At 61.3% G+C, this 14983-nt stretch carries 11 protein-coding genes; 5 read left to right on the forward strand and 6 right to left on the reverse strand.

Going from position 1 to position 14983, the window contains the following annotated elements:
- Window positions 1-33 precede the first annotated feature (33 nt).
- Complete coding sequence (locus tag ACYJ11_RS16245) at window positions 34-1239, forward strand: ABC transporter substrate-binding protein (RefSeq protein ID WP_461648556.1); 1206 nt, start codon at window positions 34-36, stop codon at window positions 1237-1239.
- Between the two features lie 458 nt (window positions 1240-1697).
- Here the strand turns inward: ACYJ11_RS16245 and ACYJ11_RS16250 are convergent, their stop codons facing one another.
- Window positions 1698-2738 carry a zinc-dependent alcohol dehydrogenase family protein gene (locus ACYJ11_RS16250; RefSeq protein ID WP_461648557.1) on the reverse strand — a complete coding sequence of 347 codons (1041 nt, stop codon included), beginning with the start codon at window positions 2736-2738 and terminating at the stop codon, window positions 1698-1700.
- A 111-nt stretch (window positions 2739-2849) separates the two neighbouring features.
- On the opposite strand from ACYJ11_RS16250, the gene ACYJ11_RS16255 reads away from it, so the two are divergent.
- Together ACYJ11_RS16255 and ACYJ11_RS16260 are read left to right on the forward strand one after the other, a co-directional pair.
- Window positions 2850-3428 (forward strand): NAD(P)/FAD-dependent oxidoreductase, encoded by a 579-nt coding sequence (locus tag ACYJ11_RS16255; protein ID WP_461648558.1) that lies wholly within the window; start codon window positions 2850-2852, stop codon window positions 3426-3428.
- A 218-nt stretch (window positions 3429-3646) separates the two neighbouring features.
- Entirely contained in the window at window positions 3647-4216 is a 570-nt protein-coding gene (locus ACYJ11_RS16260; RefSeq protein ID WP_461648559.1) for a hypothetical protein, read from the forward strand.
- A gap of 92 nt (window positions 4217-4308) precedes the next feature.
- Here ACYJ11_RS16260 and ACYJ11_RS16265 read toward each other — a convergent pair whose 3' ends face one another.
- Window positions 4309-5049, reverse strand: coding sequence for a ThuA domain-containing protein (locus ACYJ11_RS16265; RefSeq protein WP_461648560.1), 741 nt, complete (start codon window positions 5047-5049; stop codon window positions 4309-4311).
- Window positions 5050-5720: 671 nt separating this feature from the next.
- Here ACYJ11_RS16265 and ACYJ11_RS16270 point away from each other — a divergent pair.
- Window positions 5721-7499, forward strand: a complete 1779-nt coding sequence (locus ACYJ11_RS16270; protein WP_461648561.1) for an L-lactate permease — start codon at window positions 5721-5723, stop codon at window positions 7497-7499.
- Between the two features lie 42 nt (window positions 7500-7541).
- A complete protein-coding gene (locus tag ACYJ11_RS16275) occupies window positions 7542-10586 on the forward strand; it encodes an FAD-binding and (Fe-S)-binding domain-containing protein (RefSeq protein WP_461648562.1) in 3045 nt (1014 codons plus the stop codon).
- Window positions 10587-10615: 29 nt separating this feature from the next.
- On the opposite strand, the gene ACYJ11_RS16280 is transcribed toward ACYJ11_RS16275, so the two are convergent.
- The 4 genes from ACYJ11_RS16280 to ACYJ11_RS16295 form a co-directional block, all read right to left on the reverse strand.
- On the reverse strand, window positions 10616-11062 hold the full coding sequence (locus ACYJ11_RS16280; RefSeq protein WP_461648563.1) for a hypothetical protein: 447 nt from the start codon (window positions 11060-11062) through the stop codon (window positions 10616-10618).
- Complete coding sequence (locus tag ACYJ11_RS16285; RefSeq protein WP_461648564.1) at window positions 11050-12804, reverse strand: Nramp family divalent metal transporter; 1755 nt, start codon at window positions 12802-12804, stop codon at window positions 11050-11052. Before ACYJ11_RS16285 ends, ACYJ11_RS16280 begins: the two co-directional genes overlap by 13 nt.
- An 8-nt stretch (window positions 12805-12812) precedes the next feature.
- Window positions 12813-13385 (reverse strand): ArsR family transcriptional regulator, encoded by a 573-nt coding sequence (locus ACYJ11_RS16290; RefSeq protein WP_461648565.1) that lies wholly within the window; start codon window positions 13383-13385, stop codon window positions 12813-12815.
- Window positions 13386-13589: 204 nt separating this feature from the next.
- Window positions 13590-14936, reverse strand: coding sequence for a metallophosphoesterase (locus ACYJ11_RS16295; RefSeq protein ID WP_461648566.1), 1347 nt, complete (start codon window positions 14934-14936; stop codon window positions 13590-13592).
- Window positions 14937-14983 lie beyond the last annotated feature (47 nt).

Genomic DNA, 14983 nt, shown 5'->3' on the forward strand with positions numbered 1-14983 from the left:
CATCTATATAATTTTTAGGCTAGCCTAAAAATAATGGCTGACGACACTACTGACAGCGAGTCACCGACGCGGAGAGAGTACGTCAAGTACGGGGGAACGGTTCTCAGCGCTGGGCTACTTGCGGGATGCACCAGTGACGCTGAGGGGGAAGCCGGGGCCACACGGACGGAGTCCGGGTCGGAGACAGACACACCCACTGGGAACGGTTCGTACTCCGTGTCGATGTCGCCGATGGGAGCGGTGACGTTCGACTCGCCGCCGGAGACCGTCTTTACGCGGCTCACACACCACGCCGACATGGCGTTCGCCCTGGGTCGCGGGGACACTGTCACGGCAATGCACGCACCGGACTATTACAGTGGGCTGTGGAATCAGTTCGTCGAACGGCTGCCGGGGGTGTCGCTGGATTGGACCGGGCTCTATTCCTCGTGGGAACCGAGCAAGGAGAAACTGTACGAACTGGATAGCGATATCCATCTCGCTGACCCGGCCTGGATCGCCAAACAGGACAACTGGGGCCGGGAGGACTTCGAGGAGATCGCTACCAACGTCTCGCCTTGGTTCGGCAATTCATTGAGTGACCGACACGCCGAACCGCCGTCCGGATGGACGGACTACGAGTACTACTCTCTCTGGGAACAGTTCGAACTCGTCGCCGAAGCGTTTCAGGAACAGGCTCGCTACGAGGCGCTCGCGGCTATCCACGATGAAATGCGCTCGACCATCGACGGGAACCTGCCGCCCGAGTCGGAACGCCCGTCGGCAGTGATGCTCGCCGCGGCTGACATAGACGAGATCTATGCGTACACACTCGACAATCCCGGGTTCCTGACCGCGCATACTCGCCCATTCGGCGCACGGGACGCCTTCGAGGGGTCGGTCGAGACGAACTCAGTGGTCGACTTCGAAACGCTACTCGAGGCTGACCCGGACGTAATCCTGCACCTCGGTGGGTTCGAACCGAGTACGAGCCTTCCGGAACGGCGGGACGCGTTCAAATCCCACCCAGTTGGGTCGGAAATCACGGCCGTACAGAACAACCGGATCTATCCGCAGGGAGCGAGGTACCAGGGACCGATCCTCCATCTCTTCCAACTGGAGATGACCGCAAAGCAACTGTATCCCGACCAGTTCGGCGAGTGGCCGACGTACACTGAGGGTCCGTATCCTGAAATCCCGACCGAGGAACAACTGTTCGACCGCCAGCGGGTCGCAGACATCGTCAACGGAGAAATCTAACCACTGTCTGCCCACTCTCACAATAGGTTACGTAGCAGTATTGAGATATCAAGCTCTATATCTGGATGAACGATCCAATCCTATAGCAGTCATTGCTCGTATATATGGTATATAAGGGTATAACAGTCTGTTTGTCCAGAAAGAATTTATACTACCATGCCATCAACTCACATATGTTAGTACACGAAGGGAACACGCACTCTTACACCACTGGCTCCGACCGATATTGCCGTCACTGCAACGACGTTGCGCTAGCGTACGACCCGTCAGCTGACCGGCCTCGTTGTCGGTCGTGCGGAAAGCTAGTATAGCAGCACCTGTAGATTATAACTGGCTCTTCACAGGACGGCGCACTGAACGCTCCAGCGCTTGGTCCGTACAGATTGCTTCAGCACCAGTCGCATAACGTATAGCGAGTTCTTTCGCGGTTTGCGTGGGTGACAGCCAGCGCAGACCGACTACAGCTTGACGAGAACTTTGATCGCTTCGCGCTCGTCCATTGCCCGATAGCCCTCGGGTACGCCGTCGAGGTCGACGGTTTTCGTGAATATCGGTGACGGATCGAGTGTGCCCTGCAACACGTCGGCCAAGAGTTCGTCGGCGTAGGAACGAACCGGTGCGACGCCGCCGTTGAGCGCGATGTTGTCGCCGAACAGCGAGAACACATCCAGTCCGGAGTCGTCGACGCCATGCGGGACACCGACGTAGCCGACAGTCCCGCCCGGCCGACAGACGTCGATAGCGGTCTCCATCGCCGAGGCCGCACCGACACATTCCAGAACGTGGTTTGCACCGCCGTTCGTCAGGTCGTCTGCGGCGTCCACGGCCTCTTGGCCGCGAGCGGCGATGGTCTCTGTCGCACCAAACGACTCTGCGAGTTCGAGACGATCCTCGTGATGTCCCATCGCGATAATGCGTTCCGCCCCAAGACGGCGGGCCGCGAGCACGCCACACAGTCCGACGGCACCATCGCCGACAACGATACAGGTGTCGCCTTCACCGACACCGGCACTCACCGCCGCGTGGTGGCCGGTTCCCATCACATCTGTCAGCGGGAGAATCGCCTCGAGCGTATCCTCGTCGTTGGCGTGACGGTCAGGAACGCGGACGAGCGTGCCGTCGGCTTCCGTCGCTCGGACGTACTCGCCCTGGCCGCCGCCGTTGTCGCCGCCCCAAGAGTCGCCGTTGACACAGGATGTGTGCAATCCTTTCCGGCAGAACTCACACCGGCCGCAGCTGATGACGAACGGGGCGAACACCCGGTCACCGGGCTCGACTGAGCGCACGTCGTCGCCGACTTCCTCGACGATACCCATCGGTTCGTGGCCGACGCGGGACCCCCCCTCACGGTCGCTCTGGCCGCGATAGAACCACAGATCGGAGCCACAGACAGCGGTGTGGGTCACGCGTACGATCGCGTCGGTGGGCGATTCGATTTCCGGCCGCGGGACCTCTTCGACGGTGATCTCACCGGGGCCGCGATAGATGGCTGCGCGCATATGATCGCTTCGGGGCGGCTGTGGAAAACCGTTCTCATGCCTTTGCCACATCCGACTGACTGTTTTATTGGATGGAAACAATTACCAGCGATGGAATATAATTGCAGAAACATGACGGATGTTCTCATCGTCGGGGGCGGCCCCGCCGGCCTGAGCGCGGCACTGTTTGCACAGAAAAACGGGCTGGAAACGACAGTCTTCGACACTGATGGGACCTGGATGCACAAAGCTCACCTGTTCAACTACCTCGGGGTCGGCTCTCAGGATGGGTCTGCGTTCATGGAGACAGCCCGGTCGCAGGTGGATAGCTTCGGCGTCGACCGAAAACAGGGCACAGAAGTGACCGACGTGGAGCAAACCGACGGCGGGTTCGAGGTTGTAACCGAGGATGACACGTACGAAGCCTCCTATCTCATCCTCGCGACCGGGGCTAACCGTGACCTCGCTGAGACACTGGGCTGTGACATGACTGATGAAGATGTCGTTGACGTGGATGTGACGATGGAGACGAGTGTCGACCACGCCTACGCGACGGGTGGGATGGTCCGAGCCGAGGAGTGGCAGGCCGTCATCTCCGCCGGCGACGGCGCGGCGGCGGCCCTGAACATTCTCACGAAGGAGAAAGGGGAGCACTTCCACGACTTCGATACGCCCGCTGACGCGGATGCGCTGTTCGGTCCCGAGGAGTAGATCCCGAACCGGCTCTGGAAGCGCCTATCCTATTGCTAACCACTAAACACGGTTTTACTGGCCACTGAGTGGCGAGTACAGGCTGGGTCCGCTGTCGGAGCGTTCTGGCCGGTCGATGCTAAGCAGGTACGTAATTCGAAGCGTCAGTGCCCTTTTCGCGTCACTGTGACCGTTTCGGCGTTCGAAAGCCGGCTGACTGTATTATCGTCTGATTCACTATGGCATCACAGCCGAATCTGTTCTCTGTGAAGGAGTTCGCGTTCACCCTCCGGTTCACTGCAGGGGCCGACCCGGTAATGGACCTGTTTCACGAGTACCCGACGCTACGACTCCGGAACGGCATGTGTACCGTGACCGAAAACGCTATGTGGCGTATCGACCACGTAGACGGTCCCGCTGACGCCATCTCTGCGCTCGATGAGGTGTTTCTCGACGAAGAACGCTGTAACGAGTGTCTCGACGAGCACCGCTGTTCCGGGACGCGGGAATACCAGGTTCTTGACCGGCGACCGGCCGCCAGAACTGTATATACGTATCACGCACACATCGACCGGTGTTGTGCAGTACCTGCTATCGTCACCGACTACATCGGGGACGGTGTCGTCTTCCAATCGGAACGCACCAGCGGTACGTATCGGTGGCGGGTGTTGTCGCCGGTCGAAACGTCGCTCGATCCGTTGGTCGATCGTCTCGAATCAACACTCCGTACTGGGGTACAGCTCGATGTTGACCATCTGGGAAACGGTGAACGACGGCGGCACAAGACACAGCCCGTGTTCCCACAGTGACTGTGTAGGGTCCACGGCAGTGCGTATTCGTTGTAATAGAATGTAAAACCCAACTCGATTAACTACGATGCCGCTAAACCACCACGCCGAAATCAGTGGACCGACCGCTCGTCGCTTTCGTCAATAGCCTCAATCGGGTCGGCGTTGCCAAACGATGGCTCCGGACCGTCCCCAGCAGCGGCCCACTCACAGGCATTGGCGAGGACCTGCTGGACCGCGTCGTTGTGGTAAATCGGATAGGTCTCGTGGCCCGGGCGGAAATAGAATATTCGGCCCGAACCACGGCGGTAGCAACACCCTGACCGGAACACCTCGCCGCCTTCAAACCAAGAGTTGAACACGAGCGTGTCCGGCGCGGGGATGTCGAAGCGCTCGCCGTACATCTCGGTCTCCGGGAGTTCGATGTACTCGTCCATACCATCGGCGATGGGATGGCCTGGTTCGACGACCCACAACCGCTCGGTTTCGGCGGCTTCGCGCCATTTCAGACTGCAGGTCGTCCCCATCAATTCGCGGAAAATCTTCGAGTAATGGCCCGAATGGAGGACAATAAGCCCCATCCCGTCGAGGACCCGGTCTTTCACCCGGGCGACCACCTCGTCGGCGACCTGATCGTGGGCGGCGTGGCCCCACCAAGTCAGAACGTCAGTTTCTGCCAGTACCTCTTCAGTGAGGCCGTGTTCGGGCTCCTGAAGCGTCGCGGTTTCCGTGTCGAAGCCGCGCTCCTCCAGTGCCGAGGCGATCGCGCCGTGAATCCCGTCGGGATACAGGTCTGCCACCGCTTCGTGTTCCTGCTCGTGGACGTATTCGTTCCAGACTGTGACGCGTGTCATACTCGTGGTTTCAACTTCCGCCGTAACGGCGTTCGCCAAGCGGCAATCCGTACGACGAGAGAGTGCGACACGTTTTCCTATCCGGGGGTGTTTGCCGGGTATTCATTCACAATACCCTCATCTGTCTCAGATACCCTTTTGTGTGATGTAGCTCCGAATGGTCCGGCTTGGTCCACCGCGCGCCAGCGTCGCTGCACAGTGGCTATGACAGCCGCAACGCTGAACGCCGATACGCCCCGATATCCAGCCGTATCCACAAGGCCGTGAATACTGCCCTGACACTGTGGAATACAGACGACTGTAACCCTCTTCAGTGGGAGTACAGTCGAGTGAAATCGCCGCGTAAAGAACTGCTATACCGGTTACACACGACTGTATCCCGTTCCGTTGGTTCGTACAAAATAATCCCTGATTTTTGTTGTATCAACGCTTCTCGCTCCCGTCCAGCCGTTATTCTGGGCAGATGATAATGTAAACAGTAGATAGGTATAAATACTCCCTGCCAGACGACGTGACTGATGCACCCTACCAGAAACCGCCGTATCGGATGGTTTCGAGCGATAGAGCCACGTACCGAGGTGGTTACGAAATGAGAGCACGACACCGTTTCCCGGAGCGGATCATCGGTGAAAGTGCGACCTGTCCGGACAGGACCTCAGAGGTGAGTCCCGATGTCTGAGCACACACTGGTGCTTATGGCACTGCTCCCGCTGGCGACGATTGCGGTCTTGATGGTCGGGCTGTACCAGCCGGCAACACGGACAATGCCTATTGCGTGGGCGGTGGCGGCTATCGCCGCCTTCATCGGTTGGCAGATGTCCCCTCGGCTGATCGCCGCCGCATCGATACGCGGTGCGCTGACAGCGACCAGAATCCTTGTCATCGTCTTCGGGGCGATACTCCTGCTGTACACGCTGAAACAGTCCGGCGCGTTCGAGGTCATCAACGCAGGGTTCTCGTCGATCAGCGACGACCGGCGTGTGCAGGTCATTCTGCTCGTGTTCCTCATGGGATCGTTCATCGAGGGCGCGGCCGGCTTCGGGACGCCTGCGGCCATCGTCGGCCCGCTGCTGGTCGGCCTGGGCTTCCCGCCGCTTGCCGCTGTTGTCGTCGCCCTCACGGGGAACATCCTCGCCATCACCTTCGGGGCGGTCGGAACACCGCTGATCATCGGGCTGCGTGACGTGGTGTTCGCAGAGGGTACGGGCGCCTCACAGCAGGTGCTGCAACAGGGTGGCTTTGAGAGCGTCGGTGCGTACGTCGCCCAGATTGGTCTGTGGGCGGCGCTCATCCATGCTATCGTCGGCATCGCCATCCCGTTCATCGGCGTGGCGATGATGACGCGTTTCTTCGGCGAAGAGCGGTCCATCAAGCCGGCGCTCGAAGTCCTGCCGCTGTGCCTCTTCGCGTGGGCTTCCTTCGCAATCCCATACGTCGCGACTGCGTACTTCCTCGGTCCGACGTTCCCGGCACTGCTGGGTGCGATGGTCGGGCTGCTCGTCGTCACGACGACGCTCCGGGCCGGCTACTTCCTCCCTGACGACGAATGGGACTTTGGTCCGGAGGACCAGTGGCCGGACCACTGGATCGGTAGCATCGAGCCCGGAGAGGGTGTCGGAACCGGGTCCAGCGGGAGCCGCGAGGGCACGGTTGCGGCCGACGGCGGCACGGCATCGTTCGCCGAATCCCATTCGCAGGATATGTCGCTGGGTATGGCCTGGCTGCCGTACCTCCTCGTCGCCGCGTTGCTCGTCGTGACCCGCGTTGTCACTCCGGTTCAGGACTTCCTGGCAACCAACGGCGTTCTCATGTGGAACAACATCCTTGGCACGCCGTTCTCGGAGGGCGTCGAGATGTTCTACCTCCCGGGGAGCCTCTTCGTGCTGGTTGCCGTGATTACCTACGCGCTTCACGGGATGTCCACCGACGAAATCAAGGCCTCGTGGAGCGAGGCGCTCCGAAACATTGCGCCGGCTGTTGTGGCGCTGTGGTTCGCTGTCGCGACGGTCATGATCATGCAACGGACCGGCAGTACCGTCGTGCTGGAGGCCGCGCCGATCAACTCCGGAATGCTCGGCTTGCTGTCAGAGATCACGGCGAGTGGGACCGGCCAGATGTTCCCGTTCTTCTCGGGCTTCATCGGCGCGTTCGGTGCCTTCATCGCCGGTTCGAACACGGTCAGCGATATCCTGTTCGGCCTGTTCCAGTTCCAGGCCGCCCAGCAGATCGGTGCCCCGACCCAGATTGTCGTTGCCGCACAGGCGGTCGGCGGCGCAATCGGCAACCTCATCGCCATTCACAACGTGGTCGCCGCCCTCACGGTGGTCGGCCTCATCGGCGAGGAGGGACGCGTCATCCGCCTCGAACTGATTCCGGTGCTGTACTACGGCGTGTTCACGGGCATACTGACGCTTATCCTGGCCTACGTCGTGGCCCCGGCCGCGTTCTAACCCGACTCACCTACCCACCTACCCTCCACCTACTCCCTATTCATGGCATACGATTCCCGACTCCCCGAGCAACGTGACCCGGCGACAGACCCGAACGCGAACTACGACTATCAGGGCGACAACATCAATCGGCCAGATCTCGTGTCGGCTCTGGAGCGCCGTGTAGACGGTGATGTACGCTTCGACACGTACACCCGTGAGCTGTTTGCTACCGACGCGAGCGCGTACGAGCAGCTCCCGATCGGCGTCGTTTCTCCGGTCTCGACCGAGGACGTGGTCGCGGTGATGGAGTACTGCGCCGAGGAGGGCATTCCAGTCCTCCCACGGGGCGGCGGGACTAGCCTCGCCGGACAAGCCGTCAACGAGGCGGTCGTCCTCGATTTCAAACGGCACATGGACCAGGCGCTGTCGGTCGACCCCGAGGCCAGGCAGGCCCGCGCCCAAGCTGGCATCACCATTGCTCGCCTCAACGACCGGCTCGAACCTCACGGGCTGAAGTTCGCGCCGGACCCGGCCTGGGGCGACAAGAGCGTTCTCGGCGGTGCAATCGGGAACAATACGACCGGTGCACACTCGCTGAAATACGGGAAAACAGACGCCTATATCGAGGAGTGTGAGGTCGTCCTCGCGGACGGAACCCGGACGACATTCGGCTGGGTAGACGTTGATGATCTCGAAGCGCGAGCGGCCGAAGCCGGCCCGGACGCCGACCTCGAAACCCGGATTTACGCCGAAGTCTCGAAAATCCTCTCAGAAGACGCCGCGGAGATTGACGACAAATATCCGGAGCTCAAACGAAACGTCTCCGGGTACAATCTGGACGAACTGGTTGATACCGCCAGGGAGCGCGGCGAAGTCAACCTCGCACGCCTGCTCGCCGGGAGCGAGGGAACGTTGGCCGTCGTGACGGAGGCGACGGTTTCGCTCGAACCTGTTCCCGAGGCCACGGCTGTCGCCATGCTGACCTACGACGACATCATCTCGGCGATGCGGGACGTCGCTCCGATTCTCGATCACGACCCCTCGGCCGTCGAAGTGATGGACGACGTGCTTCTGGACCTCGCCGCGGAGACGCCGGAGTTCGCCGACGTCGTCGGCATGCTCCCCGAGGAGACGGACTCGACGCTCCTCGTCGAGTTCTACGCCGAATCGGCCGAGGAGGGCGCTCAGAAGGTCGCCGATCTGCTCGCCGACCGACTCCCAGGATACGACGCCAGAGAGTCCCCGAGCGAGGGGGCGGCGTCGCTCACTGATGCCCCCGTCCACGCCGTCGACGCGCTGGAGGCTTACGACGCAGACCGGCAGGCGAAGTTCTGGAAGATGCGCAAGGCCGGGCTGCCGATACTCCTGTCGCGGACGGGCGACGACAAGCACTGGCCGTTCGTCGAAGACACGGCTATCCCGGCTGAGAACCTCCCGGAGTACATCGCCGACATCCGGGAGTTGTTCGACGAGCACGACACCTTCGCCTCCTACTACGCCCACGCCGGCCCCGGCGTCCTGCATATCAGACCGCTGTTGAACCTGAAATCCGGGGACGGCATCGAGACGATGGAAACCATCTCCGACGCTATTACGGATCTCGTCGTCCAGTACGACGGGTCCGTGTCGGGCGAACACGGCGACGGTCGCGCCCGAACCCAGTGGAACCGCAAGCTCTACGGCGACGACCTCTGGGAGACGTTCCGCGACCTGAAGTCGGCGTTCGACCCCGACTGGCGGCTGAACCCGGGGAACATCTGTGGCGAGCATGACCCGGCCGAGAGCCTCCGGTACGACCCGGAATACGAATTCAACGCTGGCTTCGAACCGACACTCGACTGGGACAACGAGAACGGGTTCCAGGGGATGGTCGAACTCTGTCACGGCTGTGCGGGCTGTACCGGCCATCAGGAAACGACTGGCGGCGTCATGTGTCCGACCTACCGCGCGGCCGAAGAGGAAATCACGAGCACTCGCGGCCGGGCGAACATGCTCCGGTCGGCGATGGACGGTGATCTCCCGGATAATCCCTTTGAGGAGGAGTTCGTCACGGAGGTTCTCGACCTCTGTATCGGCTGTAAAGGCTGTAAAAAGGACTGCCCGAGCGGCGTCGACATGGCGAAGCTCAAGGCCGAGGTGGTTCACGAGCACCACCAGCGCGAGGGCATCTCGTTGCGGGACCGACTGTTCGCCAACGTCGAGACCGTGCTTTCGCTTGGAAGTACGTTCGCTCCAGTGTCGAACTGGCTGATGGACCTGCCGGGGTCGGGACTGCTCATGGAGAAAACGGTCGGTATCACGGAAGAGCGGACGCTACCCGGCTTCCACCGGACCACGTTCCGGGACTGGTGGGCCGACCGCGGCGGCGCAATGGTCGCGGCGAGCAAAGCTGACCGGAAGGCGCTCTTGCTTGCCGACCCCTACACAAACTATAGCCACCCGGATGTCGGGAAAGCGGCTGTAGAAGTGCTGGAGGCGGCGGGCGTCCACATCGTCGTGCCCGACGATGTGACAGACAGCGGCCGTCCTGCGTTCTCGAAGAGTATGCTAAACCACGCTCGTGAGACAGCTCAGGCGAACGTGGACGCGCTCGCACCGCGAATCCGCGACGGCTGGGACGTGGTCACCATCGAACCCTCGGACGCGGTCATGTATCAGGTCGACTACTGTGACCTGCTCTCCGGCGATGATGTCGATACCGTCGCGGAGAACACGTACGGCATCTGCGAGTATCTCGACACGTACCGGCTGGGAGAGACGATCCCCTTCGACGAGCCGGGCGACTCGCTGGCGTACCACGGCCACTGTCACCAGAAGGCGACGAAGAAGGACCACCACGCCGTCGGCGTCCTCCGTCGGGCCGGCTACGAAGTCGACCCGCTCGATTCGGGCTGTTGTGGCATGGCCGGGAGTTTCGGCTACGAGGCCGAACACTACTCGATGAGCGAGGGCATCGCGGACCTCCTGCTGGGACAGATAGATGACTCCCCTGCTGAGCAAGTCGTCGCACCCGGCGCGTCCTGCCGGTCCCAGATCGACGATTTCGGCGATGGCGAGACTGAGCCGCCACATCCCATCGAGATGGTCGCGGCGGCGATACGGTAATCGGGTCGGGCGACACCTCCCGGCAGTGGTCAGAACCCAAATCCGTCTCTTTGTCTGACCGTGACGTCGTGTCCGTCAACTGTTGACCGAAGCGCCTGTGTGAACGGTTCGGGGTCGAACTGGCCGTGGACGCGAACCGTCGTCGCGGAGTCTGTCCGGGGCTGTGCGGTGATTTTCGGCCGACCGACTCGACCACCAGTGTGGACATCCACGCTGTCGAGCGTGTCGTATGACTGTGTCTCGACCTGTTCGGCCATCTCGATGGCCGCGGGGACGCCCTCCTCGACCACCCGTGAGGCGAATGTGGCGGCCCGCTGATCCGGCGACCCGAACAACAGGTCGACAGGTGTCAGATAGTCGTATTCCACGAAGTACGCCCGCTCCGTACAGAACAACACGTCGACCAGCCGGAGCGGGTACGAGCCACGCATCGTGTAATGCAAGTGGACGCGGAGTTCGTCGGTCACGAGAACCACCCTTTCGCAGTGGCGGCGTCAGCGACTGTTCCGTCCGCTGCAACCTTCGCACGTCCTACCCGATACATCGTGTACACCTGGACGAGCAGGAAGACCGCCCAGAGGGCGTACCCGCCCGGTGCACTGCCGAGTACGGTCGTTTGGACGGCGAACGCCCGTAATCCCAGCCGTGTCGTCAGCCCCGTTCCGATCAAGAGGACACTGAAGTAGCCGAAAAACGCGGCGGCGACCCACATTGCGGCGATCCGACCCCAGCCCGGCATCGTGTGCTCTGGCAGCCGGACCGTGTTGACGAGCTGGACGATGATGATGTACGGCCACATCAACAGCCCGGACATCGCCGCTCCGACGACTAGGAGCCCGAAAGGATCGGATATTGATATCGGAAGGGTGAGAATGAGCACGCCCCAGCCACAGAAGACGGTCAGCAATCCCCAGAACAGTCGCGGCAGGCTCCAGCCCGCCTCCCGCCCGTACAGCTCGTAGATGATGTCGGAGCTGTTCCGGACGAACGATTCGATGATTGCGTATTCAGTCGTGAACAGGGCGAGAAACAGCGTGACGTAGATGACACCCGTCGTGAACCCGCCGACCGACGGTGCAATCTCGATGAGCCACATATCGACCGCGTCGCTCGTCGCGCCCGGTGCCTGCGACACCGCGATGACGACCAGCATCGTCGTGACGAGGAGAAGTCCCAGCAGGAATGTCAACAGGTGTTCGAGCTGTGTCACGCGCCACCAGCCGCGCCAACGCTTGAGGTTTTGTGTGTCAGGAGTGAAGGTGAACCCGTCCTCGTGGACCGTCTCGGGGTCGTCACCGGCAAAGGGGTTCTTGATCCGGCCCTGATACCGGCCCATCCCATATCCTTTTTCCCGTATCCAGAGGCTCTGTGAGAGGTTGAGGTAGCCGCCCGCGCCGGCGTAGGCTAGCGCCCCGACCAGCACGGCGATGGTTCCGACCGGCGAGTAGTCACCAACCTCCGTCAGACTTCCCGGGACGCCGACCAGCACGTCCACCGACCCAATGAGAACGAACAGCAGCAGTGAAAACGCAATAGACAGCGCCACCAGAACGAGCTGGAGGCTCTCGACGACGTTGTACATCAGCGGTGTCACCTGATAGGTCACCCAGATGAACACCATGAGCCCGATGCCGAACAGTCGCCAGCCGACGATGTCGACACCGCCGAAGTCATACGTTCCGAGTCCAAGACCCTGTGCGCCGATCTGCGCGGCGCTCGCAGCCCACCCCGGCCAGCCGAGACTGATGAACCCGCCGACCAGCATAGCCAGCGGGAGGACCGGATGGACCCGTTCGAACGCTCGAAACACGCTCTCACCGGTCGCCAGTGTCCACCGCTGTATCTCCGTGTTGATGACAAAGTGGAGACAGACAGCCGTGAGGAACAGCCAGTACAGTCCCCACCCGTAACTGGCGACCAGATTCGGCCAGAACAGGGTCTCACCGCTACCGAGCGACGCCCCCAGCATGATCGCGCTGGGACCGACAACGTGGCGGAGTTTCGGCACTTTCGGCAACGAGAGTTCTCTGAACCGCCCGCCCGACCCCGTGTCCGGATGGGCATCGCTCTCCGGTGCTACCTCGAGGTTGTCGTACGCGACCGGGGTGTACGATGAGATCGGATACCGCTGCTCTTTGCGAGAGGCGTACACCTCTGCTGTCTCTGACTCCGTCTCTTCCGCTACCTCCGACTGTTCCGTCGGCTTTTCCTCTGGCATCGATGAACTCACCCACCGACGTAGTGCCAGACGTGCTCGTGGTCGGCAGCCAGATCGACCTGCGGGAGGTCCTCGAGGGCGGGCCCGATAGCGTCCCACCACTCGTCAGCGGTCTTGTAGCCCGCCGGGTGCTCCTGAAACACCTCGGTGATGAGTTTCCCGGCATCGGTATCAGGGTTCTCACGAAGATAATCGTACGCGGCCCGTAGCGCCGCACGCCGGTCGTCGAGTACGTCCCCCGTCCCCGGCAGGTCAGCGTCGGCGATACTGTGCTCGACCGGGGGCTCTCGTTCCTGTTGCGAGTCCGCGTCCGAGCCGACGAGCTGGGAGAACGGGATCCACCAGACCCGACTCCGTGCCCCGACCTTTCGCGTTTCCAGATCCCCTCGTTCCACGAGTACATCGAGCTTGTTATGTGCCGTCTTCCGTGAACAGCCGAGTGCGTCCATCACATCGGTTGCCGTCAACGGCTTCGCTTGGTCTGCCCGATCTTGAAACACCGAGAGCACTCGCTCCGGTGTGAACTCTGCCGTGGACGGTGGTGACCCGTCAGCCCGACCATCGTCCGCGGTATTGCTCATACGTAGCCATTACAGTCGTATGTAATAGACTTTTCTGCACTACTCTCCGTTTCGGGAGCAAACGCTTTCCTTCCGTCTGACGCTCGATAGACATCAATCACACACGAAGGCACGAAAATACCCTCTCAGCGGACACATCAGCAACGGGATGCCGAAAACTCTCTTTCTATTGGTCCCCTCAGCCAGCGACCGCGCTCTGTTGTATCAGTCTAATTCTCGCTCAGCCGGTTCCGGTGCAGGCACCGACTGCTCGGTTTCCACGACCGCACGCTCTGGCAGTTCGATGTCGGGTTTTCGACCGACCGTCAGCAGGCGCTCGGTAAGTGTCAACTCTTCTGGACTAGGGCTCGGTTTCTGGACTTCTTCGTAGTCGACGACTACTTGCCGGTCTTCGGCCGTAATGCGCACTGCACAGAGCTGGTAGGAGGGATAAAACACTGGGGGTAGCAGCCCGATGACACCGTCCCGCCGGTGGAGCCGTTTGAGCCAGGTCCCGGTGTTGACGACCAGGCCACCGTCGACTGACTGCACACTCGGCCGGTGCGTGTGACCGTAGCAGAAGACGACCACGTCGTCTTCCTGTTCGAATACTTCCTGCGCGGCTTCCGTGTACGTCGTCTGGGTGTCGACCGTAAGGTCGGTCTCGAAGACGCCAAAGCGGTTGATCGTCTTCTTGATATCCCGCCGCAGGAGATACAACGGGATGCCCACGAGCAACAGGAGTCCGGCCAGCGACGCGTTCACCACCAGCAATACCCAGATGGCGGTCCCGACAGTGCCGAACTGACCAAGAAACGATGTCGTCGTTTCCACCGGTGCGGACCAGACACCGAGCAGATTCAGCGCCGCCAGAATCGCCAGAATCGCGCTGATGTTGAACAGCAAGAGGAACGGGACCAGTGCGTACCGCAGCAAGGGGTTCATCTCTCGATAAAAGTACTTCGAGAGCATCCACACCGGGACCCGTTCCGTCGGCGTCACCGCCTGCACGTCCTTGAGCCAGTTGTACCGGCCCCGGTCCGAGAGCTGGCCGGCTCGACTCGTCACGAGCGTGTTGTAGTAGTAGCCAAGCGGCGTCACGTTGGTGTCGCCCCAATCCTCGATGCGGTTGTTGGGGTCCTGCTGATTGCCGTGTTCGAAGTGGATGGCCGCGTCTCCAACCGGGCGGGTAATCGATTTCGACTGGACGAGAGTGACGTTGTATGCCGCGAACCGCTCCACGTACTCGTCGTAGGCCGCGAGTTCGTGGTCGTGGTTCCCCGGAATCAGGGTGATTTCGATGTTCTCGCCGGTCTTTCGCAACTGCTCGAACAGCGTCGGGTAGGTTTCTTCGAGGGCGTCGAACTTCTCCAGTCCCGACATCCCGGTAAACTCCCACAGCCCGAACGCGTCACCGTTAATGAGCAACTCGGCGTCCTCGTCGGTGGTTTCTAACCGAGCCAGAAAATCGAGCAGTTCGTCGAGGAACTCTACCTCCTCTAGCTGCTCGTCGCCGCCGATGTGAAGATCGCTGATGACATAGTAGACGCGGTCCTCGGCGGGGCCGTCCATTGAATACGGGTTCTTGACCCACAGACAAAGGCGTTGCTCTCCGTGGT

The organism is Haloarcula sp. H-GB5 (genome assembly GCF_054850705.1).